Raw genomic sequence first — 24,912 nt, 5'->3', positions numbered from 1 at the left:
GGGCTCTCCCGGTAAGGCCGCTGCCGAGCGTGGCTCGGCACTACGTGCGGGGTTATCGGTAAGGCCTCTGCCGAGCATGGCTCGGCACTACGTGCGGGGTTATCGGTAAGGCCTCTGCCGAGCATGGCTCGGCACTACAGGTAGTAAAAAGGCGGCGCCATTGGCGCCGCCTTTCTTTGTTGCTTGTCTCCGCTGGCTCAGCAGCAGCGGAAGCCGCTCCTGCCGCCGAAGCGGGCTTCCTGGCGTTCGCGAAAGAAGGTTTTGTAGTCCATGACCTCGCGGTCGGGATGCTTCTCGCGCATGTGCCGGACATAGTTGTCGTAGTCCGGTACGCCGCAGCAAAGCCGCGCGGTCTGCACCAGACGCCGCCAGGTGCGGCGGAACGTCTGGTACTGGCCGACGGGGACCAGCTCGGTGCCCATTACAGGTCAACCTCGTGCGGCTTCAGTGCCACGTACGGGGTTTCCTTGTCGGTGCGAACCGGCGAGCGGCGTGCAGCGGCGATGGTCATCACCGAGTACACCAGCACCGCGAACACCACGAACAGGAACAACGCGGTCAGGCCGGTGTTGATGTAGTTGTTCACCATGACCTGGTGCATCTGGTCGAAGTTCTTCGACGGTGCCAGCAGTTCGCCAGCGGCAATGGCGTCACGGTACTTGTGCGCCTGGGCCAGGAAGCCCACTGCCGGAACGTCGGAGAAGATCTTGATGAAGCCGGCTGCGGTGGTGCAGATCAGCAGCCAGATAGCCGGGACCAGCGGCACCCAGGCGTACTTGTCCTTCTTCATCTTGAACAGCACCACGGTGCACAGCAGCAGCGCCACGCCAGCCAGCATCTGGTTGGCAATGCCGAACAGCGGCCACAGCATGTTGATGCCGCCCAGCGGATCGGTCACGCCCTGGTACAGGAAGTAACCCCACAGCGCGACGCAGCCGCCGGTGGCGATGAAGCTGGCCACCCACGAATCGGTACGGCGCAGGGCCGGCACGAAGTTGCCCAGCAGGTCCTGCAGCATGAAGCGGCCCGAACGGGTGCCGGCATCGACGGCGGTCAGGATGAACAGGGCTTCGAACAGGATGGCGAAGTGGTACCAGAACGCCATCATGCCTTCGCCAGGCAGCACAGCGTGCAGGATCTGCGCGATACCAACGGCCAGGGTGGGTGCACCACCGGCGCGCGAGAGGATGGTGGTTTCACCGATCTCTGCCGCAGTGGCAGTCAGCTGGTCCGGGGTGATTGCAAAGCCCCAGTTGGTGACGACCTGGGCCGCGCGCACCACATCGGTGCCGATGATTGCGGCCGGGCTGTTCATGGCGAAGTAGATGCCCGGCTCGATGATCGAGGCGGCCACCATGGCCATGATGGCCACGAACGATTCCATCAGCATGCCGCCGTAACCGATGTAGGCGGCATGGCCTTCATTGGCCAGCAGCTTGGGGGTGGTGCCCGAGCTGATCAGCGCATGGAAACCGGACACCGCGCCGCAGGCGATGGTGATGAACAGGAACGGGAACATGCTGCCCTTCCACACTGGGCCGGTGCCGTCGGCGAACTGGGTCAGCGCCGGCATCTTCAGTTCCGGCATCACGATCAGGATGCCGATCGCCAGGCCGACAATCGTGCCGATCTTGAGGAAGGTGGACAGGTAATCACGCGGGGCCAGCAGCAGCCACACCGGCAGCACGGCGGCGACGAAGCCGTAGCCGATCAGCATCCAGGTGATCTGGATGCCGGTGAAGGTGAACATCGGACCCATCACCGGGTCGGCGGCCACCTTGCCGCCGTACCAGATCGCTGCCAGCAGCAGAATCAGGCCCACGACGGAGATCTCACCGATCTTGCCCGGGCGGATGTAGCGCATGTAGATGCCCATGAAGATTGCAATGGGCATTGTCGCGATCACCGTGAACATGCCCCAGGGGCTGCCCTCCAGTGCCTTCACCACGATCATCGCCAGCACCGCGAGGATGATGATCATGATCATGAATACGCCGAACAAGGCGATGGTGCCGGGCACCTGTCCCATTTCCTCGCGCACCAGGTCGCCCAGCGAGCGGCCGTTGCGGCGGCTGGAGATGAACAGGATCATGAAATCCTGCACCGCGCCGGCCAGCACCACGCCGGCAATCAACCATAGCGTGCCGGGCAGGTAGCCCATCTGCGCGGCCAGCACCGGGCCGACCAGCGGGCCGGCGCCTGCAATGGCGGCGAAGTGGTGGCCGAACAAGACGTGCTTGTTGGTGGGCACGTAATCCAGGCCATCGTTGTTGATGACCGCCGGGGTGGCGCGGGTGGGGTCAACGCCCAGCACCTTGTTGGCGATGAACAGGCCGTAGTAGCGGAAGGCCACCAGATACAGCGATACCGCTGCGATCACGATCCACAGGGCATTGATGTGTTCGCCGCGGCGTAGCGCCACGACGCCTAGACAGAATGCGCCAATCAGGGACAGCAGCGCCCATCCGGCTTTTGAAAAACCTTTCATCGAGTCGCCTCGCAGGGGAATGTGTCCAAGGTTCTACCCATGCAGGTCGGGGGTCAATGTGCATGGCAGCTGAAGCGGATGCGACTTTGGTCTTAGGCCCATGTCTTGTTGAACATGACTGCGGGGCGGGACTGTGCAGTGGGGATAGGCTTGGCTGGAACAAAGGGTTGCAGCTGTGGCGATTGGCTTGGCGCCCGGTGATGGCCATTGTCTGTCGCATGTTCGAGGAGGTGCCTCATGAGTAAGCAAGAATCCGCCCGGGTGATTCGCAGCATCCGTGGCATGCCCACCTCCGACGGTGCTGGCGTCCGCCTGACGCGGGTCATCGGCACGCCATCGTTGCCGGAGCTGGATCCGTTTCTGATGTTGGACGAGTTCGGCACGGACCGGGCCGAGGATTACATCGCCGGTTTCCCCGACCACCCGCATCGCGGTTTCGAAACGGTGACCTACATGCTTGATGGCCGCATGCGTCACAAGGACAACCACGGCAACGAGGGTTTGCTGACACCCGGCAGTGTTCAATGGATGACGGCTGGTCGCGGTCTGGTGCATTCGGAGATGCCCGAGCAGGAGTCCGGTCGCATGCGCGGCTTCCAGCTGTGGGTGAACCTGCCGGCGCGCGACAAGATGCGCGATCCGCGCTATCAGGAATTTGCGCCCGAGCGCATCCCGCAGTTGGCGCCGGCCGAAGGCGTTCGCGTGAAGCTAATCGCCGGTACGGTCGATGCGATCACCGGTCCGATCCAGCAGCCAGCCACCGATCCCGTCTATCTGGATATCAGCTTGAGCCCGGGTAGCGCCTGGAGCTACCGCTTGCCGGAAGGTCACAACGCCTTCGCCTATGTGTTCGAAGGCAGTGCAGTGCTGGGCGAGGGCGAGAGTGCGCGCACGGTGGAACTGCAGCAACTGGCGGTGCTGGATGAGGGCAGCCGGCTGCAGATGCGTGCCGACGCCGAAGGTGCGCGCTTGATCCTGGTTGCCGGGCGTCCGCTGCGTGAGCCGGTAGCGCGGCACGGGCCGTTCGTGATGAACACCCGCGAAGAATTGATGCAGGCCTTTGTCGACTACCAGGAAGGGCGCTTCTGAACGATGACCGGTCCCTCGTTGCAAGGACGGGACCGGTATCAATCGGGCTTCATCACCGGCCCGTTATCAACGGGCCGGTATCCGCTGTGGATCAGTTGCTGCCGGCCAACGCGGAGGGGTTGAGATTCAAGGTCTGGGTCAGGCTCTGCAGCGTGCCCAACTCAGTGGTATCGGCGGCATCGATCCAGATCTGCGCATAACGGTTCTTGTCCAGCTTGACCACGCTGATGCGACGCGACTCCAGACCGGGCAGGTCACGGCCGCCCATGTCCAACTTGTACCAATGCATCGTCTCGCCGCCGAACTCGCCTTTCTCCGCGCGCAAGGGGCGGTTCAAGACCAGGCCGGGATCACGCCCGCTCAGCATCATGTTGAGCACTGCACGGCCATCTTCGGTGGTGGCTTTGCAGACGATGAAATCGCTTTGTGTCTGTTGCTCCCAATGCAGGCCACTGCTGGCTGGCAGTGATGGGCACTGCACGGCCTGCTGGGCGGAAGCGTGGGTGCTGGCGGCAAGCGCCAGCGCAGCGGAAAAAACAAGGACAGTCTTCACTTCGCATTCCCCCAAGGAACATCGGCTCAACGGCACGACAAGAAACGTGTGGATGGTTCTGAAGGCAGTACTGGCTGGTGGGTGGTATCCCTCCCTCGGTACGTGCATCCCCATGCGCGCCAGCCAGGTTGCGACGGTATTACAAAATCCCCGTCACTTGCAAAAAGTATTTGGACCCATGAAAAACGGCCCCTTGTAAGGGGCCGTTTTGGCGAAATGCTAACGACTGAAACCAATTCAATGGCTTACTTGTCGCTACCGATCCACTTGTAGGCCAGGCCGCCGATGGCCGCACCGAGGATCGGTGCCACCCAGAACAGCCACAACTGGCTGATTGCGCCGGAGCCGGCGAACAGGGCGACGGCGGTGGAGCGGGCCGGGTTCACCGAGGTATTGGTGACCGGGATGCTGATCAGGTGGATCAGGGTCAGGGCCAGGCCAATGGCGATCGGCGCGAAGCCGGCCGGGGCGCGACCGTGGGTGGCACCCATGATGACGATCAGGAACACCGCGGTCAGCACCACTTCGCACAGGAAGGCAGCCGCAACGGTGTAGCCACCCGGCGACAGTGCCCCATAGCCGTTGCTGGCAAATGCACCTGGCTGGCTGCCATCAATCAGGAAGCTGGCATTGCCTTGGGCAATCTGCAGCAGGATGAAGGCTGCCAGGATGCCGCCCAGCACCTGGGCAACGATATAGGGCAGCAGGTCCTTGGCCGGGAAGCGACCACCGGCCCACAGGCCGATGCTCACCGCCGGGTTGAAGTGTGCGCCGGAGATGTGGCCGAACGCATAGGCACCGGTCAGTACGGTCAGGCCGAAGGCCAGGGCAACACCGACAAAGCCAATACCCAGCGGATTGCCGTCACCGCCGAACTTCGCGGCCAGTACCGCGCTGCCGCAGCCGCCCAATACCAGCCAGAAGGTGCCGAGGAACTCGGCAGCCAAACGCTTTCCCATGCTCATGATGATGTTCCCTTTGTTTTCCCCGGTGCGGGTGTGGGGAAAATAACGGAGAAGCGGGGAAGATGAGTAGGGAAATCGTTAACTATTTCTCGCTTTTCCCTGTAGTGCTTTAGGCCTATGCGTGATTTGCGGATAGCCAGTTACGGAAAAGCGGGGACGGGCAGGGGAAGGCCGTCCACGCTTCGGTGAGGGAATTGGTGTCAACCGGGTAGGGGGATGAATTCCTTGTCGTCCCCGGGGATCGTGCCGAAGCGACCATTCTGCCAATCATCCTTGGCCTGCTCGATGCGTTCCTTGGAGCTGGAGACGAAGTTCCACCACAGGTGGCGCGGGCCGTCGAGCGGCTCGCCGCCCATCAGCATTGCCTTGACAGGGGTCTTGGCGCGGAAGCGACCGCGTGCACCCGCTTCGGGAATGACCAGGTGCTGGGTGGGGATATCCACACCGTCCAGCTGGGCATCGCCTTCAAGTATGTAGAGCGCGCGTTCGACGTGGGAGTTGTCCAGGTCGATCTCGGCACCGGGCTCCAGGTCGATGGCGACGTTCAAGGTGTCAGCGAAGACCTTGACCGGCGATTCCTCGCCATAGGCACGACCGGCGATGACCCGCAGCCAGGCACCATCACGGTGCTGCTGTGGCAACTGGTCAGCGGAAAAGTGGAAGAAGCCGGGATCGGTTTCCTCATGGCTCTTGGGCAGCGCCACCCAGGTCTGCATGCCGTGCAGCGCCTGCGCGTGTTCGCGCGCCTCGGTGGGGCTGCGCTCGGAGTGGGCGATGCCCCTGCCTGCGGTCATCCAGTTGACGTCGCCGGGGCGGATGATCTGCTCCGAACCCAAGGTGTCGCGGTGGCCGATCTGCCCGGCCCACAGGAAGGTCACCGTGGCCAGGCCGATATGCGGATGCGGGCGCACGTCGATGCCCTGGCCGGGACTGAAGATGGCCGGACCCATATGGTCCACGAACACGAACGAGCCCACGCTGCGCGCCTGCAGGGTAGGCACGGCGCGGCGGACCTGGAAGCCGCCAAGGTCATGGACGCGCGGGCTGATGATGGTGGTCATGGCGGGCTGCTCCGGATTGCTTGAAGGTGCGGGCAGGATGGCATGGCTGGAGCGAAGAGGGGGTTACCGTGCGGGGAATGGATTGTTGTTTTGGTGGGAAGGGTGGAAAAGCTGGAAGCGTTACCCCTCCCCAACCCTCCCCTTCGCTGCGCGAAAGGGAGGGGGCGAAGCGGCTGCCCTCCGCGCAACCTGGGCTTTGGCCCCCTCCCTTTGCCGAAGGCAAGGGGAGGGTTGGGGAGGGGTGAGCTTCTGCTCCTGCTCTTCCTGAGAGTTCAGAGCAAGAGAACAAAACCCCTCTCCCCACAGCTACGCAGTGCCCATACCAAAACCTCCTGCAAAGAACGGATTCCATCGCGAAGGGGCTACAATCGCCGCCTCACTTCCCCATCCGGAGACCTCCGCAGTGACCCGCAAACTCGTGCTGTTGCGCCATGGCCAGAGCCAGTGGAACCTCGACAACCGCTTCACCGGCTGGGTGGACGTGGACCTGACCGAGCAGGGCCGCCAGGAGGCTGCCACCGCCGGCCGGCTGATGAAGGAAGAAGGCCTGCAGTTCGACGTGGCCCACACCTCGGTGCTCAAGCGCGCCATCCACACCCTGCAGGGTGCATTGGCCGAACTGGGCCAGGATTGGCTGCCGGTCAACAAGTCCTGGCGCTTGAACGAGCGCCACTACGGTGGCCTGCAAGGCCTGGACAAGGCCGAGACCGCCGCCAAGCACGGCGAGGAGCAGGTCAAGGTGTGGCGTCGTTCCTACGACATCCCGCCGCCGCCGATGGAGCTGGCCGATCCGGGCCACCCGATCCACGACCGTCGTTATGCCGGCCTGGATCGCAATGCGCTGCCGGCCACCGAATCGCTGGCCACCACGCTGGACCGCGTGCTGCCGTACTGGCACGACGCCATCGCCCCGCAGCTGAAGGACGGCAAGACCGTGCTGGTCACTGCCCACGGGAATTCGCTGCGCGCGCTGTACAAGTACCTCAACAACGTGAGCAAGGAAGAAATCCTCGAGCTCAACATCCCGACCGGCATTCCGTTGCTGTTCGAATTGAACGATGACCTTACCGTCAAGTCGTTCCGTTACCTGGGCGATCCGGAAGCCGCCAAGAAGGCCGCCGAGGCCGTGGCCAACCAGGGTAAGGCCAAGTAAGCGATTCGCCGGGAGTGGCACCGCTGTTGCCTGCTCCAGCGGTGAATCACTCAAAGATCGATGCCAACATGCTGGCATCGGTCTTTTTGTTTGTTTGTAGGAGCGGCGTAAGCCGCGAAGCTGGCAACGCTTGAATCGCCGGCCCAGCTGTCATCTGATGATCTCCCTGCTTCGCGGCTGACGCCGCTCCCACAATAAGATCCGGCTTAGCGTCGTGTGAGTGATGCCTGGGAGTAGCGTTGCGGATCAGCGACGGCACGCCGGGTCGGCTTGGCATACCCGGTTGTCGCGTTCGGCAGCCTGTTTGCCCAAGCTGAGCCCGACGACCAGCTGGAACATGAGCGCTACCAGGACCAGGCTGGCGATCCACAGGCCGATCTTCATCCGGTCAGCTGGACTGATCGCCGCAGCCCTGGCTGCCGGGCTGGCGATGGATTCGCCAGTATCGAGGAGGTCCCCCGCCGCAACCTCCAGCGCAGCCGCAACCGCCATCCGTGACTCAACCGAGGCGTTGCCTTCGGTTTCCAGTCGTTGCACCGTGCGCGGGCTCAAACCGCAGATGCTGGCCAGGTGTTCCTGCGACCAGCCGCGGGCTTCGCGCAGTTGCTTGATCCGCTTTCCGTCGATCTTCACTGTTTCATCTTCCATGCCGCGCTCCTGCCGATGTTAGCTGAGCTGCGAGGCTGCCGGACAACAGCGCTCGACAACACGACAGAAAGCCGACAGCAGTGTGTCGTCCCAAAGGAATCAACGGCTTGCGTGCTTCCAAGGTGCCGGCAGAACTGCTCCTCCGCGCGCATGCAGTTGAGAGGGACAGTCTTCGGATGGGGCTGTGCCATGCCATCATCGGGCATTGATCACGATGACTGGAGTGTCTGCTTGAGCAAATGGATGATGTCGGTAGTGGCAATGGTGGCGCTGAGCGCCTGTAGTGGTGCTCACCAAGCTGCGCCCAACGCCACACCGGAAGCGGCTGCCGCAAAGCCTGCAGCAGCAAGCGCGCAGCGTGGCGAAGGCAACCCTTATGAAGTGCTGGGCAGTGAGGTCTGGGACGTGCCGGATCCGGTCAGTGGTCGCGACTACCAGGTGTTCGTGGCCTTGCCGGCCGGCTACGCCGACAACCCGGACAAGCGCTACCCGGTGCTGTACGTCACCGATGCCGACTATGCTTTCCCGCTGGTCTGGCAGATGGCGCGGCGTTTGAATATCGAAGGCCGCAAGATCGAGGATTTCATCCTGGTCGGCCTGTCCTATGCCAAGGGCGAGGGCGGCATGCAGAGCCGCCGCCGCGATTACACGCCAACCACCAGGGGCCCGAGTGGATCGCCGGCCGATGCCGTGCACGGTGGCGCCAGCGACTACATCAGCTACCTGGAAACGCAGGTGCTGCCCTTCGTGGCCAAGCGCTTCCGCAGTGACGAAAGCCGGCGCATGTTCCTCGGCCATTCCTACGGTGCCTTGCTGGGGACGCAGGTGCTGCTGGAACGCCCGCAATTGTTCAATGGCTACATCCTCGGCAGCCCGTCGTACTGGTTCGACAAGCACGAGATGGAGCGTCGACTGGCCGCGGCAGGCAAGCCCGCCGAGCTCCCGGTGCGGGCCTATATGTATGTCGGCGAGTATGAGTCGATGCAGCACGGCGGCGATGCCGACATGGTGGTGGATGCGCAGCGCATGATCGGTCTGCTGGGCGCGCGTGGCGGCCAGTCACTGGAGCTGAAGCTGGACGTGCTCAATGACGAGGACCATCTCAGTGTCGCGCCGCGTGGCTTCATGCATGGTTTGAAGTACCTGCTGTCCGCGCCAAAGGGCTGAGTCGCCCAATCCCCAGGGTCGGGCCCGGCACGCACAGCGGCCGGGCCGGGCTTGCGCTACCACGACCAACGGCAGGTGTGCCGACCTGCGGCTTGGCTAGACTGCGTTCAATCCCTGCCACCCGCGCCACGCCATGTCCTCGCCGCCAACCACGCATCGGATCGATGCCGCGCAGGGCCCAAGCCGACGCCGGGTGTTCAGCGGCGAGCACCTGGCTGCACGGGTCAGCTGGTACGCGCCGGGTGAGCGCATGCACCGACACGCGCACGACCAGAACCTGCGTAGCCGCACAACGTAAAAGCCCGGCATTACGCCGGGCTCTCGTGCAGCAAGGTGATCCGTTGCGGCTTACTTGAAATCCAGAGTCTTCTCGAAGGACTTCAGTTCATGCCGCGCCATTGCCAGGTTGGCGTGGGTGCGGTCGAGCACGACGTACAGGAACAGATCCTTGCTGCCGTCCAGCGGGCGGATCAGGTGGTACTGCTTGGACAGGGTGAGCAGGATGTCTTCCACCACGTCGCTCAGGCCCAGTGAACTGGCTACGCGGCGCTTGGCGCGCACGACATCCGCGTTGCCGGCAGCGGCGACCTCCATATTGATGGAGCCGCCACCCAGGGTGCCCAGCGCCATGCCGCTGTCGCTGTCCACCAGTGCGGCGCCGATGAAACCCGCAATTTCGCTCAAAGCATCAAGTTTTACGTTTGCAGCCATTTCTCATCCAATGAAGTAACGATTTCTACAAAAGCAAAGCCCGCACCGGTCCTGCCAGGGCGAGCGGCCGCGCAGCATAACGAAAACAGTTGAGCGTATGCGAACCAATCAGGTATGCGGCCCGCAACAGCGCGTCCTGTTACGGCGGCAGGTGTTGGATAGCGCGGTCAATGCGCGCGGCAGTGCGCGCAGGAGGCCTTCATCTCGCACTGGATGGAGGCTGTTGGCACGCCTGTCAGCATGGCGTCCACCCGCTGCGGAAAGCGGCAATGGAACCGTCACGGCCAGTTTACGGGCAAGTCGCAGAATGGCCCTCAACGGACGCGTGCCCATGCAGACAGGGGAGGGTGCCTTTCCACCATTGGCCATCACAATCAGCAGGAGCACACGTCATGAACAAGCCGGCAGTGGTTCTGGTACATGGTTTCTGGGGCGGGGCCGCGCATTGGGCGCAGGTGATACTGGAACTCAGGCGGCTGGGTTACCAGGATATCCGTGCGGTTGAAAATCCGCTTACTTCGTTGGCCGATGACGCCGAACGCACCCGCAAGATGGTGGCGCAGATCGAGGGACCGGTGATCCTGGCAGGGCATTCCTACGGCGGCGCGGTGATCAGCCAGGCAGGTAACCAGGCCAATGTGACAGCGCTGGTGTTCATTGCCGCGTTTGCTCCGGATGCCGGTGAAAGCCCCGGCGGCATCACCCAGCAACATCTTCCCGCCGCGGCCCCGAACCTGGCGCCTGACAGTGATGGTTACCTGTGGTTGAAGGCCGACAAATTCCACGAGAGTTTCTGTCAGGACCTGCCCGAAGAACAGGGTTTCGTCATGGCGGTGACACAGAAGGCGCCCTTGGCCAGCACCTTCGGTGACGCCGTCAGTGACCCCGCCTGGAGGCACAAGCCGAGCTGGTACCAGATATCCAGCCAGGACCGGATGATCGCACCGGAGAATCAGCAGGCCATGTCCGCCCGCCTCAATGCGCGCAAGGTGATCACCCTGGAGGCCGGGCATGCGTCATTGGCATCGCATCCGGCGGAGGTTGCGGCCTTGATCGATGAGGCTGCGGCAGCTACAGCCGGCTGAAGAGATGCGCCGGCAAGTGTGGCTGCATCCTGGCAGTCGGCAGGGCGACGGTCTTAGCGGAAGAACTGGCTCGGTGTCAGTCCAAAGCGGCGCTTGAACATCGTGGCGAAAGCGCTGGGACTCTCGTAGCCCAGCGCCAAGGCCACGTCGATGACCTTCTCGCCAACTGCCAATTGTTCCAGGGCACGCAGCAACCGCGCCTGTTGCCGCCATTGGCCGAAGGTCATGCCCAGCTCGCGCGCGCACAGGCGCTGGATGGTTTTCACGTCCACCTGCAGGCGCGCGGCCCAGTCCTGCAGGGTGGACGCATCGTCGGGATGCCGCTCCAGCCGCCGACCGATCTGGCGCAGGCGCGGGTCTCGCGGTTCGGGCAGATGCAGTGGCAGGACCGGCAAGGTCTGCACTTCGTCCAGGATCAGGCGCATCAGGCGGCCATCGCGGGAGTCTTCGGCATAGGAAGGGGCGATCTGCGCGGCGGCGCGTATCAGCGCGGCCAGCAAGGGCGTGATCGAGACCGCCGATGGCGTTGCCGGTGCCTGCGGCATGCAGTGCGGCAGGATGTACAGGCTGCGCATCTGTACCGCACCGATGCAATGTACCTGGTGGCCGACACCGGCCGGCATCCAGATTGCACGTGTGCTCGGCACCACCCAGCGGCCCATGCCCGCGCGTACCACCAGCACGCCGGTTTCCGCGTACACCAACTGGTGGCGGTCCGGGTGGTGGTGCAGCGGGATCAGCGTGGTGGCCGCGTAGTCGCGGGCCTTGCAATACACCGCCGTGTTGGGGCCGGCCGGCAGCGGCAAGCGCCGGCCTTTACGGTTGCTGGTGTCCTTTTCAAGAAGATGCATGACCATATCGCGCAGGATGGGCGGCGAGGGGGAATCTACCATGCCGGCCTCCCCTCGGTTTCATGGCCATCCCATGTCGTCCACCGCTTCCGATATCAGTGCTGCTCCGTCCCCTCAGCGTCGCCCGGTCGCGGTGGGCGTGCTTGCGGCGATCAGCAGTTCGCACCTGGTCAACGACATGATGCAGTCGCTGATCCTGGCGCTGTACCCGATCTTCAAGGGCCAGTTCCACCTGAGCTTCGCCCAGGTGGGCCTGATCACGCTGACCTACCAGCTCACCGCGTCGCTGTTCCAGCCCTTGATCGGCCTGCGCACCGACAAGCGGCCGGCGCCGTATTCGCTGCCGATGGGCATGTTGTCCACCTTGTGTGGCCTGTTGCTGCTGGCGTTCGCGCCGAACTTCGTGACGGTGCTGGTGGCGGCGATGTTGGTCGGCATCGGCTCGGCGATCTTCCATCCGGAATCCTCGCGCATCGCGCGGCTGGCTTCCGGTGGTCGCCATGGCCTGTCGCAGTCGGTGTTCCAGCTTGGAGGCAACGCCGGCACTGCGGTGGGCCCGCTGCTGGCTGCGGCGGTGATCGTGCCGAATGGGCAGCGCAGCGTGGCCTGGTTTGCCTGTGCGGCGCTGTTGGGCATTGGCTTGCTGACCTACGTCAGCCGTTGGTACCAGCAGCATCTGCTGGCCGTGGCCGCGCAGCCCAAGGCCGCGGCCAAGCCGGCCAATCTGTTGCCGCCGAAAACCGTGGCCTGGGTGATCGGCATCCTGCTGGTGCTGATCTTCAGCAAGTACTTCTACATCGCTGGCTTGAGCAGCTACTACACCTTCTATCTGATCCAGAAGTTCCACGTGTCGGTACAGAGCGCGCAGTTGCACCTGTTCGGTTTCCTCGCGGCGTCGGCGGCTGGCACTCTGCTTGGCGGGCCGTTGGGTGACCGCATTGGTCGCAAGCCGGTGATCTGGGCCTCGATCCTGGGTGTGGCACCGTTCGCCCTGATCCTGCCGTACGCAGACCTGCAATGGACCATGATCCTGACGATGGTCATCGGCTTTGTGTTGTCCTCGGCGTTCTCGGCCATCCTGGTCTATGCACAGGAGTTGATGCCCAACCGCATCGGCACGGTGTCCGGCCTGTTCTTCGGCTTCGCCTTCGGCATGGGTGGGTTGGGTGCCGCGGTGCTGGGCGTGCTCGCCGACCACACCAGCATTCTCTGGGTCTACAAGGTGATCTCGTTCCTGCCGCTGCTGGGCATCGTCGCCGCCTTTCTGCCCAACCCGCGCGCGCGCTGAGGTGTGGATATGCAACGCCCGGCCGTGGCCGGGCGTTGTTGCCCTGGGAACTTCAGGGTGCCGCTCGGTTCTGCGCGGCTTGGTACCAGTGTTGGCTGCGGTTGACGAGGTACACCACGGAAAGCATCACCGGCACTTCGATCAGCACGCCGACCACGGTGGCCAGGGCTGCACCGGAATGCACACCGAACAGGCTGACGGCGGTAGCCACCGCCAACTCGAAGAAGTTGCTGGCACCAATCAGCGCGGAAGGGCCGGCGACGCAATGGGCCACACCCAGCTTGCGGTTGAGCAGATAGGCCAGACCTGCATTGAAATAGACCTGCAGCAGGATCGGCACGGCGAGCAGGGCGATGATCAGCGGCTGTTCAATGATCTGCCTGCCCTGGAAGCCAAACAGCAGCAACAGCGTGGCCAGCAAGGCAGTCAATGACAGCGGCCCCAGCCGTTCCAGCACGCTATCCAGACGCGCCTGCCCGCCACTGCGCAGCAGCCATCGGCGTAGCAGCACGGCAATTGCGACCGGCAGCAGGATATACAGCGCCACCGAGAACACCAGCGTTGCCCAGGGCACGTTGATTGCCGAAATGCCCAGCAACAGCGCCACCAACGGGGCGAACGCCAGCACCATGATGGCGTCGTTCAAGGCCACCTGGCTCAAGGTGAAGTTGGCATCGCCACGGCACAGGTTGCTCCACACGAACACCATTGCGGTGCAAGGCGCGGCAGCCAGCAGGATCAGGCCGGCCATATACGAATCAATCTGCTCGGCTGGCAACCACGCCGCAAACAGGTGGCGCAGGAACACGCCGCCCAGCAGTGCCATCGAGAAGGGCTTCACCGCCCAGTTGATGAACACGGTGACGCCGATGCCGCGCCAGTGCTGGCCCACCTGGCGCATCGCCCCGAAATCGACCTTCAGCAGCATCGGAATGATCATCAGCCACACCAGTACGGCCACCGGCAGGTTGACCTTGGCCAGTTCCATGCCGCCGAGCCGCGCGAATGCCGCCGGGAAGAGATGGCCAAGCAGGGTGCCGGCGAGGATGCACAAGGCCACCCAGACGCTGAGGTAGCGCTCGAACAGGCCCATGCGCACGACTTGTCCGGTCACCGCGTGTCCCCATCGTCGGCTGCCATCACGCCGATGGCATCCAGTGCGGACTGCAGTGACTGACGGTCATCCCATACGGTAGGGGGCAGGGCAAGCAGCGCCCGCAGGCGCGCTTTGATGATGCGGTGTGCCCGTGCGAATGCGGTACGCTTGGCCGCGTCATCGCCTGCAACCGCAGCCGGATCCGGTTGCCCCCAGTGCGTGCGCACGAAGTCGCCAAACACCACCGGGCAGGTTTCGGCGGCTGCGGCGTCGCAGACCGTAACGACCAGATGCAGGCGTGGGGCATCGGCAACGGTGAATTCGTCCCAGGATTTGCTGCGTAGGCCGTCGCTGGCGAAACCTTCGGATTGCAGTTGCGCGATCGCGAATGGGTTGACCGTGCCCGTGGGTTGGCTGCCCGCACTGAAGGCAGCAAACCGGTGGCCGCCCCAGGCCCGCAAGCTGGCTTCGGCAAGCACGCTGCGGGCACTGTTGCCGGTGCACAGGAAGAGGACGTTGCGGGTCATGGCGATGGCTCGGTGCAGACAAGTGATTTGAGCAGGCAGGCGGCGCGGTTTGCGCGCATGCCGGCGGGTGGGTTCAGCAGCAGGTCTTGGCCTGCGTGGTGTTGCAGTTCGGGTCGGGCGAGCCCGCGCAGCAGTTCTCCGTGAGGTACGCCAGCAAGGCATTCATGGCCGGGTAGTTGGCCCGGTAACAGACATTGCGGCCGAGGTTCTCGCTCTGTACCAGTCCGGCTTGCACCAGTTCCTTGAGATGGAAGGACAGCGTCGCATTGGGCACGGACAGCGCCGCGGCAATGTCGCCGGCCATGCGTCCTTGCGGGCCGGCCTCCACCAGCAGGCGAAAGGCGGCAAGACGGGTCGCGTGGCCGAGCGCGGTGAGGCCGGCTATTGCCTGATTCATTTCCATATTTCTAGAATAGTCGAATGAATAAGAGCGAGCAAGCCATGTCTGATCCACTCCCGAACATCGATCCCCAACTGCTCCCGGACCTGCAGGCCGACCTGTTGGGTGCCGAATCGTGCACGCACCGGCCGCGCATCCTGTTGCTTTACGGCTCGCTGCGGCCGCAATCGTTCAGCCGCAAACTGGCGTTGGAAGCCGAACGCGTGCTGCAGCAACTGGGCGCGGAAACCCGCTTGTTCGATCCGCACGATCTGCCGCTGCTCGATAGTTGTGGCAGGGAGCATCCAAAGGTGCAGGAGTTGCGGGCGCTTTCCCTTTGGTCGGAAGGGCAGGTATGGGTATCGCCGGAGCGGCACGGCACGCTGACGGGGGTGTTCAAGAACCAGATCGACTGGCTGCCGCTGGAAGATGGCAGCGTGCGTCCTGCCCAGGGGAGGACCCTGGCGGTGATGCAGGTGTGCGGAGGCTCGCAGTCCTTCAATGTGGTCAACACCCTGCGCGTGCTTGGCCGTTGGATGCGCATGGTCACCATCCCCAACCAATCCTCGGTACCCAAGGCCTGGCAGGAATTTGATGAACACGGGCGCATGCGGCCCTCGCCGTACTACGACCGGGTGGTCGACGTGATGGAAGAGCTGATGAAGTTCACCATGATGGTGCGCGGGCGCAGCGATTACCTGGTCAGCCGCTACAGCGAGCGCAAGGGGGCAGCCGAAGCCGCCCAACTGGCGCGCGCGGCGGGGGTGGTTGAAGCCAGCGCGCCCTGAGTTGCCGCGACCTGCCCCCCTCTCTTTCGCTGCGCGCAGGGGAGGGCTGGGGAGGGACAGTCCTTGCGTTTGTACCCGAATCGTCCGATCACGCATGCAGTGGCTCGTGATCTGGTTGTGCATCAGCGCAAGAGGTGGAGGCGCATGTGCCGGTTTGGGATGCATGCGCTCTTCCATGTGTGCACGATGTTGCACGTTTTGTAGTGTTTGTGCATTATTTGGTTGAGGGATCCATTCGCGCCCCACGGCGATCCCGATGCCGCTTGGGCTTATTCCCAGCCAGATCCACATCGCTGCAGAACGCCATCACATGACTGCCCCGGACCCCGACGCGCTGCCGCAGGAGCGCCAGCAACGCATCCTCGACTTGCTCCGCAAGCAGGGCCGGGTGGTGGCCAATGAGCTGGCACTGGCGTTCGCGGTTTCCGAGGATTCCATCCGCCGTGATCTGCGTGAGATGGCCGCCAAAGGCCTGTGTCGGCGGGTGTATGGCGGGGCGTTGCTGCCGACGCCGCAGTTCGACGCGTTGCCCGAACGGGTGGGGCGGGATGATCCGGAGCGCAGTGCCCTGGCCGCCCACGCCGCCTCGCTGCTGTTGCCAGGGCAGGTGGTGCTGATGGATGCCGGTTCCACCAATGTCGCTATCGCCCGCGCGCTGCGGGGCACGGCTTTGACCGCGGTCACCAATTCACCGGCCGTTGCCGATGCCTTGTCTGGTGCGCAGGCCGCCGAGGTGGTGATGATCGGTGGCAGGATCGATCCGCGCAGTGGCGGCGCCATCGGCTCCATTGCCTTGCAGCAGCTGGCCGAACTGCAGGCCGATGTCTGCATCCCCGGTATCTGCGCGGTCGATCCTGAGACCGGCATCTGGGGCATCAATGCAGAGGAATGTGCGTTCAAGCAGGCGATGCTGCAGGTCAGCGCTACCACGCTGATCGTCGCCGGCAACGAGAAGCTTGGCGCGCGTGGCAGTTTCCGCATCGCCGGTATCGAGCAGGTTGATCAACTGCTGATCAGCGACCGCGTCGGCACGGAAATGCAGGAACGGCTGGCCCCCTTCGCCCAGCGGCTGCACCGGGTTGTCGTCGCAAAAGACTGATGCAGTGGCTTGATCGCGCGCACCGGCAATGGAAACAACAAGGAACAACAAGTGACGCATCCAACAGGACTACAGCGCAGCCAGCAGATGGCCACGCGCGCAGCCTTCTTCGTTCCCGGCTTCGCGATTGCATGCTGGGCACCGCTGGTGCCGTTTGCCAAGGCCCGCGCTGGTCTTGATGACGCATTGCTGGGGGTGTTGCTGCTGTGCCTGGGCTTGGGCTCGCTGTTGTCCATGCCGCTGGCAGGCATGCTGGCCGCGCGCCATGGTTGCCGGAAGGTGATGCTGGCTACCGTATTGATGATGGTGCTGATGCTGCCCTTGCTGGCACTTGCATCCACGCCGCTGACCATCGGTGCCGTACTGCTGGTGTTCGGTGCCGGCATCGGTGCCATGGACTGCGTGATGAACATGCAGGCGGTGGTGGTGGAGCGCGAATCCGGCCGCGCGATGATGTCGGGCTTCCATGCCTTCTACAGCATTGGGGCGCTGTCTGGCGCAGCCTTGGCGACCTTGCTGTTGTCGATTGGCGCCGGTGCCGTGTTGTCCACTTTGGTGGTGGCTGCCGGCGTTGTCGCGATCACGGCATTGTCATCGCGCTGGTGGCGCAGTGAACGTGCCGAGCAAGGGGGAAGCAGCTTCGCCCTGCCGCGTGGCGTGGTGATCGTGATTGGTGCGGTGTGCTTCATCAGCTTTCTGGCCGAAGGCTCGATGCTGGATTGGAGCGCGGTGTTCCTGCATGACGTGCGCGGCATTGAGTTGGCCCATGCTGGCTGGGGCTTTGTCGCCTTCAACATCGCCATGACTGCCGCGCGGCTGTTCGGCGACCGGCTGGTGAACCAGCTTGGGCCGAGCATGGCCGTGCTGCTCGGGGGGCTGCTCGCATGTGCAGGCTTCGTGTTGGCCACCCTGGTGCCAAGCTTCGCTGTAGCGCTGCTGGGCTACGCGCTGGTTGGCATTGGTTGCGCCAATATCGTGCCGGTGATGTTCAGCCTTGCCGGGCGGCAGACCCGCATGCCGGAGAGCGTGGCCATTCCAGCCGTCACCACGATGGGGTACGCGGGCGTGCTGCTGGGCCCGGCGGCAATCGGTTTCGTTGCCCAGCAGTGGTCGCTGCCGTCTGCATTCCTGATGGCTGCGGCGTCGCTTGCGCTTGTTGCGGTAGTTGGTTCGATGCTGCGGGTACGCTGAGCAAGGCTGCTTTGTCGGATAACTGGGGCCTGCGTTGGTACTTCTGGTCATCGCCATTTTCAAGCAGTCGCTGGCGGTGGTTCGGTTGATGGCTGCGTCGCCGCCGTCGGCAAGCTGCGTACATGCACATCCTGCTGCGGGTAAGGGATTTCGATCCCGGCTTCCTGCAATGCTGCGTGGATGCGGGTGATGAGCTCGCTGCGGATGTTGAGCCAGTTGTCGTAGTCGCGGGTCCAGGCGCGAACACTGAAATCAAGCGAACTGGCGCCGAAGCCAACGAACAGCGCGGCGATGGCCGGCTCGTTGGCGATACCGCTGGTTTGTCTGGCGCAATTGGAAAGCAGTGCCAGAACCTGCTGTGGGTCACTGCCATAGGCAACGCCGACATTCACCTCAATGCGCCGGTTGCGGTCGAGCAGGGTCCAGTTGACCAGCGGCTCGGACAGCAGGGTGCCGTTGGGTACCACCACATCGGCACCATCGAAGGTCTTGATGCGGGTGGAGCGCATGCCGATGTCGCGCACCCGGCCGTTGATGGGGCCGACCTCCACCACGTCGCCGGGTTGGATCGGCCGCTCGAACATGAGGATCAGGCCGGAAACGAAGTTGTTGACCACGTTCTGCAAACCAAAACCAATGCCGACGCCCAACGCGCCGAACAGCAGCGCCAGCTGGCTGCCTTTGAAGCCTGCGGCCGACAAGGCGATGATCACGCCGAGCATCAGTACCGCATACGAGGCAAGCGAGGCGATGCTGTTGCCGATGCCACGTGACATGTTGGCGCCGTGCTGAAGCACATCCTGCAGCAGCAAGCGGGTTATCCGCGCGGCCCAGAAGGCAATGGTGATTGCCGCGATGAAGGCCAGCACGTGGCCGAGTGACAAGCTGAATTCACCAATGGAGAATTCATGCGAGAGCAGCCTGCTCAGCAAGGCATAGGTCGGCCGCAGGATGCGGAAGCTGTCCATCGCATAGACCACCCAGCCGATGACCGCGGCGAATATGCCCAGCCGGCCAAGCAGCGCCAACAGCGGCGGCGCATGATCACGGGTAAGCCGATAGCGTGCCAGGCTGGGCCGGCTCAGCAGCAGGTGCAGCAGGCTCAACAGCACGGCGATGCCGACGTAGAGCAGCAGGCCAAAGTAGGCGCTGTCGATGATCGCGCTGGTCAGCATCTCCGCCAGCGTGAGGTTGCCGACAACGTTGGCTGCAAGGGAAACGGCGAACAAGGCCTGTGCAGCCCATGCCGCCATGCGCAAGGCCTGCCCCGTGCGCCCGGTGGTACTGGCGTGGCCGCTGCGGCAAGCCTGCCATTGCATCAGTCCGGTCAGCAGCATCGCGACGATGGTCAGCGCCAGTGTGTAGTAGCGGAATGCGACATTGCTGGACAGGAAGAAGATGCCCAGGCCACCAAGCAGGTACAGCAATGATGCGACCAAGGGCCAGTAGCCCAGCAATCGCCGGCTGCCCGGCGGCAGCAGTCGCAGCACGGGGATCAGCGCGAAGAGCATGCCTATCTGCAACGTCAGCAAGGGGGCGTCGGGCTCGATCGCCAGCATCACCATGGTCGACAGCAGCAGCCAGGTGGATACGGGCCGGGCCAGTACGCGTTGTGCGGCAGCTTCAAGGTTGCCGTTGGCGGGCGTCCGCCGATGGTAATGCCAGCCCCATAGCAATAGTGGGATCAGCAGTATCTGGATCCCGTGGAACAGGAACTGTGTGCGCCGGTGCTCGCTCACGTAGGCGCGGCTGAACTCCAGTTCGATCTGCAGGCCGGAGGCAAGGGCGTCGCTGGCTGCTGCGGGCTGATCAGGAGAGCTTGCATCAGCTCGCCATAGCGGTGGCGAATCTATCTGCAGCAATTGGTGGTCAAGGTAGCCAATGGCATCGGTGACAGCGGCGTGGCCGGATTGCAGCCGGGTCTCCAGGGCATTGGCGCGCGCGCTCAATTCCATTTGCCGGGAAAGCGGTACAGCAAGTGCCTGCTCGGCTCGGGTGAGCAGTGTGATCAGCGCATCGATGCGGCTCAGCAGCACCGGCGGGATATCGCTGGGGTGTTCACGGGTGAGCTGCCAACTGGCGCGGCGCCGTGCCAGCTCTGCGGCGTCCGCGGCATACGGCTCGGTAGCGGTCTGCAGGGCATCACGCCAGCGTGCAAAGCGCTTGTCGTCGAACTGCCAGTGTCGGTCAAGGCTCTCCAGGCGAATGATCGGGACCCTGCGCAGTTGCGTTGGTGACAAGGCTTGCCTGCGTTGGTCCACCGAGCGGGTGATCGCTTCCAGGCCTGGGCCCAGTGCGGCGGTGGGATCGAGCTGGCCGGCGCGATCGATCGCGGAGATGGCAAGACGCTCGTCGGTATCGGCACGGATCACGATCAGCGCGCTGTCGATGGGTTCCGGGGTGTTTGGTTTCGGCTGCGCAGCGGTCGGCGCTGTGGCAGGGTCAGGCGGCGAGCCTGCCTGCGCGTGGGCGACATGGCAGCAGGCCACGGCGAAACAGAGCACAGCTGCGCGTAGCCAATGCATGGGCGATTCCCGAGGGGTGGACGCTCTTGTCCGCGTCGCGGCAGTGTCGCACAGGGGCGGTTTGGGTGGAGTGGCAGACGCCCGGGAGCGCGCGCTGGCTGCATTGACCTGTGCGCTGCCGGCGTTGCAGCGCTGGCGTCCGTCGACATTGCCGGCGCATGGGGAGGCGAGCGTGACCTTCGGCGGGTCCCGCGACACGTGCTGATCCTTTACCCTCCAAGGTTGCGCCGCGCCACCTTGTGCGGCCTTTCCCTGTTTGGCCGGAGATGTACATGTCGTTTTCCAAGCTCGTCCCGTTGTCCCTGACGGTTGCAATCGCCGCCTCTCTCGCCGCCTGCGGCAAGACCGAAGCGCCTGCCACGCCGGCTGCCGAAGCCAAGGCCGCGTTCGACCAGTCGCAGCTGAAGACCCAGCTGATCTCGCTCAACGCTGCCGATCTCGATCCGGCCGTGCAGGCCTGTGCCGACCTCAACGGCTTCGTCAACAGCAAGTGGCTCAAGGCCAATCCGGTGCCGGGCGACCAGACCACGTGGGGCAGCTTCGAGATCCTGCGTGAGCGCTCGCTGGAAGTGCAGCACGCGCTGGTCCAGCAGGCTGCCGCTGGCAAGGCCGCAGCCGGCTCCAACGAAGCCAAGATCGGCGACATCTGGAAGACCGGCTCGGACGAGGCGGCCATCGAGGCCGCCGGCATCAAGCCGCTGCAGCCGGAGCTGGACAAGATTGCCGCGCTGAACGACAGCGCCGCCATCACCGGCTACCTGCGTGATGCCTATGCGCAGGGCAATGGCTTCCTGTTCTCGCTGTACGCCAGCCCGGACTTCAAGGACTCGGCCAATGTCATCGCCTACGTCGGCCAGGGCGGCCTGGGTTTGCCGGAGAAGGGCTACTACTTCGACGAATCGCAGGCCAAGATCCGCGAGGCCTATGTGGCCTATATCGAGCAACTGCTGACCCTGTCCGGCGTCGATCCCGCGCAGGCCAAGCAGCAGGCCAAGGCGGTGATGGATTTCGAAACCCGTCTGGCCAAGGCCTCGCTGTCGCGCATTGAACTGCGTGACCCGGCCAAGCGCTACAACCCGGTCAGCGCCGCCGATGCCGACAAGCAGACCCCGAACTTCAGCTGGAGCGCGCTGTTCGACACCTTGCAGGTCCCGGCCAAGGAAAAGTTCTCGCTGGCCCAGCCGGGCTTCTTCAACGAGCTGAACACCATGCTGGCCGACGTGCCGGCGACCACCTGGCAGGCCTACCTGCGTTTCCACACCGTGGACAACGCCGCACCGTACCTGAGCAAGAACTTCGAGCAGGCCAACTTCGACTTTTTCAGCAAGACCCTGCGCGGCCAGCAGGAAATGCAGCCGCGCTGGAAGCGCGTGCTGGATTCGGTGAATGGCTCGATGGGCGAGGCGCTGGGCCAGCTGTACGTGGACGCGGTGTTCCCGGCCGAATCGAAGGTGGCGATGCAGCACCTGGTGGAGAACCTGTCGGTCGCGCTGAAGGCGCGTCTGGAAGGCCTGCCGTGGATGGGTGCAGACACCAAGAAGAAGGCGCTGGAGAAGTGGGCCAGCTTCACCCCGAAGATCGGTTACCCGGACAAGTGGCGTGATTTCTCCGGCCTGACCACCAACAGCGACAGCTACCTGGGCAATATGCAGGCCGCGCAGGCGTTCAACTACCGCTACATGCTGGCCAAGATTGGCAAGCCGGTGGACAAGACCGAGTGGGGTATGACCCCGCAAACGGTGAATGCCTATTACAACGCGACCAAGAACGAGATCGTGTTCCCGGCCGCCATCCTGCAGCCGCCGTTCTTCGACGCCAAGGCTGATCCGGCGCTCAACTACGGCGGTATCGGTGCAGTCATCGGCCACGAAATGATGCACGGCTATGACGACTCGGGCAGCCAGTTCGCCGCCAACGGCAACTTCGACAACTGGTGGACCGATGCTGATCGCACCGCGTTCAACAGCCGCACCGACCAGTTGGTGGCGCAGTTCGACGGCTATGAATCGCTGCCGGGCGTCAACGTCAAGGGCAAGCTGACCCTGGGCGAGAACATTGGTGACCTCGGCGGCCTGACCGTTGCCTATGACGCGCTGCAGATGGCGCTGAAGGAAGACGAGAAGCTCAACGTACCGGTTGATGGCTATACCCAGGACCAGCGCTTCTTCATGAACTGGGCCACCGTGTGGCGCCGCAACTTCACCGATGGCGAGCTGCGCGTGCGCCTGAACACCGATCCGCACGCACCGGCCAACTTCCGCGCCAATGGTGCACCGTCGAACATGCCGTCCTATGCCGCCGCGTTCCAGTGCAAGGCCGGCGATGCGATGGTGCGTGCCGACGACAAGCGGGTGGTGATCTGGTGATTGCGGGTGTTTGATCACAATCTGTGAATGAAGAAGGCCCGGCAATGCCGGGCCTTCTTTTTGGCTGGAATACATTGACGGCGAGAGACCGGCCTTTGTGGGAGCGGTGTAAGCCGCGAAGCAGAGACACCATCAGGTTGCACGTTTGCCAGCAGCTTCAGCAACATCAGCTTCGCGGCTTACGCCGCTCCTACAAAAGCGCGTTCTACGCGACGGCGCCCAGCAGCTTCTGTGCGATGGCGCGTTCCTCATCGCGCAGGGTCAGTACGCGCACGCCGGTTTCCGTCACCTCGACGGTATGCTCGCACTGCGCCGACAGCTTTCCATCGCGCGTGGTCACGGTCCAACCATCGTCGTGGTTGTCGATCGCCGCGCGGCCCTGGTTGATCATCGGCTCGATGGTGAAGGTCATGCCGGCCTGCAGTTCCAGTCCGGCGCCACGATGCCCGTAATGCAGCACCTGCGGCTCTTCGTGCATTTCGCGTCCAATGCCGTGGCCGCAGTATTCCTTCACCACCGAATAGCCGGCGTCCCTGGCGTGGCGGTTGATCGCAAAGCCAATATCGCCCAGGGTCGCGCCGGGACGTACCGCAGCGATGCCTTTCCACATGGCCTCGTTGGTGACGCGTACCAGGCGTTTGGCTTGATGGCTTACCTCGCCGATCAGGTACATGCGGCTGGAATCGGCGATGTAACCGTTCTTCTCCAGGGTGATGTCCAGGTTGACGATGCTGCCATTGCGGAGGATGTCCTTCGATGACGGCACACCGTGGCAGACAACGGTATCGATGGAGCTGTTGAGCACATAGGCGAAGCCATACTGGCCCTTGCTGGCCGGCCGTGCCTGCAAACGGTCGACGATGAAGCGCTCGACCCAGTCGTTCACCTGCAGTGTGCTCATGCCTTCCAGCGGCAGCTGGTTCAGTGCTTCGAATACTGATGCCAGAAGGCGCCCGGATTCGGCCATCAATACCAGTTCATGCGGTTGCTTGATCATGTCTCCGCCACCCGCATGCTTACGGGGCTTACCCCGGCAGCCGCGAGTTCGCGCGCCACCAGCTCCTGGAAACTCAGCTGCGGATTCAGTTCGCAGAGCATGCCGATCCTGATCCAGAACCCGGCCTGGGCGTTGATGGAGCGGCCAGACACGGTGCTGGCCTTGCGCAGGTTGTCGTGCAGTTCGTCGTCGATGTTCACGATGCCCATTGGTCGCTCCGTTGGTTGAATATATGATCCATATACGAATCATATTATTCTTGCGCTGGGCGGAACACAAGAAAGGCCGGGCGGTGGCGCCTGCCAAGCAAAGGAGGCGGGTAGTTGGCGATCGGCTGTAAAGGTCTGGACTGCTGCGCTGGCCTGCCGCCAGTTGAAGCTCCGGGGCGTTCAGGTTTTCTGTCAGGGCCGGGGTTGGAATGAGCAGGAGTGGTCGCTATAATCGCCGGCTTACCGCGCCATCCTGGCGACTGGGCAACATAGGAAAACACCACCATGGTCAAGATTCGACTGACCCGCGGCGGCGCCAAGAAGCGTCCGTTCTACCACATCATCGTCACCGACGTCCGTAGCGCCCGCGACGGCCGCAACATCGAGCGCGTCGGCTACTACAACCCGGTTGCCCAGGGCGCTGAACAGCGCGTTGTGCTGGACATCGCCGCTGTCGACAAGTGGGTTGCCAACGGCGCTCAGCTGACCGACAAGGTTCGCAACCTGTACAAGGAAGCGACCAAGGCCCAGGCCACCGCGGCCTGATCCTGGCGGGGCGCCCCCAATCCCCGCCCGCCCGGGAAAATATGAAAAAATAAGACCGGCCGCACAAACCGGGCAGCAGTGGGCGGGCGTGTGGTGTTGGCGGGCGGATAACACATGAGGTCAGCGACGC

The 24,912-nt window shown here is 63.6% G+C and carries 25 protein-coding genes; 11 read left to right on the top strand and 14 right to left on the bottom strand.

Annotated features, from left to right (window positions below):
* Positions 1–197 precede the first annotated feature (197 nt).
* The gene (locus tag AC1VXC_RS18050; protein WP_057626620.1) at positions 198–422 is read right to left on the bottom strand and encodes a YbdD/YjiX family protein; all 225 of its coding nucleotides are present in this window, start codon (positions 420–422) and stop codon (positions 198–200) included.
* A complete protein-coding gene (locus AC1VXC_RS18045) occupies positions 422–2,488 on the bottom strand; it encodes a carbon starvation CstA family protein (protein ID WP_481539849.1) in 2,067 nt (688 codons plus the stop codon). The genes AC1VXC_RS18050 and AC1VXC_RS18045 overlap by 1 nt, the downstream gene beginning before the upstream one ends.
* A gap of 237 nt (positions 2,489–2,725) precedes the next feature.
* Between AC1VXC_RS18045 and AC1VXC_RS18040 the strand changes: the two genes are divergently transcribed.
* On the top strand, positions 2,726–3,577 hold the full coding sequence (locus AC1VXC_RS18040) for a pirin family protein (RefSeq protein WP_481539850.1): 852 nt from the start codon (positions 2,726–2,728) through the stop codon (positions 3,575–3,577).
* Positions 3,578–3,668: 91 nt separating this feature from the next.
* On the opposite strand, the gene AC1VXC_RS18035 is transcribed toward AC1VXC_RS18040, so the two are convergent.
* The 3 genes from AC1VXC_RS18035 to AC1VXC_RS18025 form a co-directional block, all read right to left on the bottom strand.
* Positions 3,669–4,130: a hypothetical protein gene (locus AC1VXC_RS18035; RefSeq protein ID WP_313170537.1), complete on the bottom strand. Its 462-nt coding sequence runs from the start codon at positions 4,128–4,130 to the stop codon at positions 3,669–3,671.
* A gap of 245 nt (positions 4,131–4,375) precedes the next feature.
* Positions 4,376–5,095 carry an aquaporin Z gene (gene aqpZ, locus AC1VXC_RS18030; RefSeq protein ID WP_313170538.1) on the bottom strand — a complete coding sequence of 240 codons (720 nt, stop codon included), beginning with the start codon at positions 5,093–5,095 and terminating at the stop codon, positions 4,376–4,378.
* A gap of 200 nt (positions 5,096–5,295) precedes the next feature.
* A complete protein-coding gene (locus tag AC1VXC_RS18025) occupies positions 5,296–6,156 on the bottom strand; it encodes a pirin family protein (protein WP_313170540.1) in 861 nt (286 codons plus the stop codon).
* 403 nt (positions 6,157–6,559) lie between these two features.
* Between AC1VXC_RS18025 and gpmA the strand changes: the two genes are divergently transcribed.
* Positions 6,560–7,309 (top strand): 2,3-diphosphoglycerate-dependent phosphoglycerate mutase, encoded by a 750-nt coding sequence (gene gpmA, locus AC1VXC_RS18020; RefSeq protein WP_293707913.1) that lies wholly within the window; start codon positions 6,560–6,562, stop codon positions 7,307–7,309.
* Positions 7,310–7,555: 246 nt separating this feature from the next.
* Here the strand turns inward: gpmA and AC1VXC_RS18015 are convergent, their stop codons facing one another.
* Positions 7,556–7,957 carry a helix-turn-helix domain-containing protein gene (locus tag AC1VXC_RS18015; protein WP_481539851.1) on the bottom strand — a complete coding sequence of 134 codons (402 nt, stop codon included), beginning with the start codon at positions 7,955–7,957 and terminating at the stop codon, positions 7,556–7,558.
* A 261-nt stretch (positions 7,958–8,218) separates the two neighbouring features.
* Between AC1VXC_RS18015 and AC1VXC_RS18010 the strand changes: the two genes are divergently transcribed.
* Complete coding sequence (locus tag AC1VXC_RS18010; RefSeq protein ID WP_481539852.1) at positions 8,219–9,124, top strand: alpha/beta hydrolase; 906 nt, start codon at positions 8,219–8,221, stop codon at positions 9,122–9,124.
* 133 nt (positions 9,125–9,257) lie between these two features.
* On the top strand, positions 9,258–9,422 hold the full coding sequence (locus tag AC1VXC_RS18005; RefSeq protein WP_313170544.1) for a hypothetical protein: 165 nt from the start codon (positions 9,258–9,260) through the stop codon (positions 9,420–9,422).
* Between the two features lie 50 nt (positions 9,423–9,472).
* Here AC1VXC_RS18005 and AC1VXC_RS18000 read toward each other — a convergent pair whose 3' ends face one another.
* Positions 9,473–9,835, bottom strand: a complete 363-nt coding sequence (locus tag AC1VXC_RS18000; protein WP_313170546.1) for a roadblock/LC7 domain-containing protein — start codon at positions 9,833–9,835, stop codon at positions 9,473–9,475.
* A 392-nt stretch (positions 9,836–10,227) separates the two neighbouring features.
* On the opposite strand from AC1VXC_RS18000, the gene AC1VXC_RS17995 reads away from it, so the two are divergent.
* Positions 10,228–10,920 (top strand): alpha/beta hydrolase, encoded by a 693-nt coding sequence (locus AC1VXC_RS17995; RefSeq protein ID WP_313493833.1) that lies wholly within the window; start codon positions 10,228–10,230, stop codon positions 10,918–10,920.
* A 53-nt stretch (positions 10,921–10,973) separates the two neighbouring features.
* Here the strand turns inward: AC1VXC_RS17995 and AC1VXC_RS17990 are convergent, their stop codons facing one another.
* Positions 10,974–11,813 (bottom strand): AraC family transcriptional regulator, encoded by an 840-nt coding sequence (locus AC1VXC_RS17990; protein ID WP_313170550.1) that lies wholly within the window; start codon positions 11,811–11,813, stop codon positions 10,974–10,976.
* Positions 11,814–11,844: 31 nt separating this feature from the next.
* On the opposite strand from AC1VXC_RS17990, the gene AC1VXC_RS17985 reads away from it, so the two are divergent.
* Positions 11,845–13,059, top strand: a complete 1,215-nt coding sequence (locus tag AC1VXC_RS17985; RefSeq protein ID WP_313493830.1) for an MFS transporter — start codon at positions 11,845–11,847, stop codon at positions 13,057–13,059.
* 52 nt (positions 13,060–13,111) lie between these two features.
* Here the strand turns inward: AC1VXC_RS17985 and arsB are convergent, their stop codons facing one another.
* From arsB to AC1VXC_RS17970, 3 genes are all read right to left on the bottom strand, one after another.
* Positions 13,112–14,152 (bottom strand): ACR3 family arsenite efflux transporter, encoded by a 1,041-nt coding sequence (gene arsB, locus AC1VXC_RS17980; protein ID WP_313170767.1) that lies wholly within the window; start codon positions 14,150–14,152, stop codon positions 13,112–13,114.
* A 17-nt stretch (positions 14,153–14,169) separates the two neighbouring features.
* Entirely contained in the window at positions 14,170–14,682 is a 513-nt protein-coding gene (locus tag AC1VXC_RS17975) for an arsenate reductase ArsC (RefSeq protein ID WP_481539630.1), read from the bottom strand.
* Positions 14,683–14,755: 73 nt separating this feature from the next.
* Positions 14,756–15,085: an ArsR/SmtB family transcription factor gene (locus AC1VXC_RS17970; RefSeq protein WP_313170556.1), complete on the bottom strand. Its 330-nt coding sequence runs from the start codon at positions 15,083–15,085 to the stop codon at positions 14,756–14,758.
* 38 nt (positions 15,086–15,123) lie between these two features.
* Here AC1VXC_RS17970 and arsH point away from each other — a divergent pair, with 38 nt between their 5' ends.
* The 3 genes from arsH (at position 15,124) to AC1VXC_RS17955 (ending at position 18,139) form a co-directional block, all read left to right on the top strand.
* Positions 15,124–15,849: an arsenical resistance protein ArsH gene (gene arsH / locus AC1VXC_RS17965; RefSeq protein ID WP_481539631.1), complete on the top strand. Its 726-nt coding sequence runs from the start codon at positions 15,124–15,126 to the stop codon at positions 15,847–15,849.
* A 310-nt stretch (positions 15,850–16,159) separates the two neighbouring features.
* Entirely contained in the window at positions 16,160–16,948 is a 789-nt protein-coding gene (locus AC1VXC_RS17960; protein ID WP_481539632.1) for a DeoR/GlpR family DNA-binding transcription regulator, read from the top strand.
* Positions 16,949–17,035: 87 nt separating this feature from the next.
* Positions 17,036–18,139: an MFS transporter gene (locus AC1VXC_RS17955; protein WP_313170769.1), complete on the top strand. Its 1,104-nt coding sequence runs from the start codon at positions 17,036–17,038 to the stop codon at positions 18,137–18,139.
* A 59-nt stretch (positions 18,140–18,198) separates the two neighbouring features.
* Here the strand turns inward: AC1VXC_RS17955 and AC1VXC_RS17950 are convergent, their stop codons facing one another.
* Entirely contained in the window at positions 18,199–20,664 is a 2,466-nt protein-coding gene (locus AC1VXC_RS17950; RefSeq protein WP_481539633.1) for a mechanosensitive ion channel family protein, read from the bottom strand.
* 272 nt (positions 20,665–20,936) lie between these two features.
* Between AC1VXC_RS17950 and AC1VXC_RS17945 the strand changes: the two genes are divergently transcribed.
* The gene (locus tag AC1VXC_RS17945; protein WP_481539634.1) at positions 20,937–23,030 is read left to right on the top strand and encodes a M13 family metallopeptidase; all 2,094 of its coding nucleotides are present in this window, start codon (positions 20,937–20,939) and stop codon (positions 23,028–23,030) included.
* 205 nt (positions 23,031–23,235) lie between these two features.
* Here AC1VXC_RS17945 and map read toward each other — a convergent pair whose 3' ends face one another.
* Together map and AC1VXC_RS17935 are read right to left on the bottom strand one after the other, a co-directional pair.
* Entirely contained in the window at positions 23,236–24,027 is a 792-nt protein-coding gene (gene map, locus AC1VXC_RS17940; RefSeq protein ID WP_481539635.1) for a type I methionyl aminopeptidase, read from the bottom strand.
* Positions 24,024–24,236, bottom strand: a complete 213-nt coding sequence (locus AC1VXC_RS17935; RefSeq protein WP_313493820.1) for a ParD-like family protein — start codon at positions 24,234–24,236, stop codon at positions 24,024–24,026. Before AC1VXC_RS17935 ends, map begins: the two co-directional genes overlap by 4 nt.
* 285 nt (positions 24,237–24,521) lie before the next feature.
* Here AC1VXC_RS17935 and rpsP point away from each other — a divergent pair, with 285 nt between their 5' ends.
* A complete protein-coding gene (gene rpsP / locus AC1VXC_RS17930) occupies positions 24,522–24,782 on the top strand; it encodes a 30S ribosomal protein S16 (protein ID WP_232149769.1) in 261 nt (86 codons plus the stop codon).
* Positions 24,783–24,912: the final 130 nt, after the last annotated feature.

The organism is Stenotrophomonas sp. STEN033 (assembly GCF_056856655.1).
This window is presented reverse-complemented; position numbering and strand designations above follow the sequence as displayed.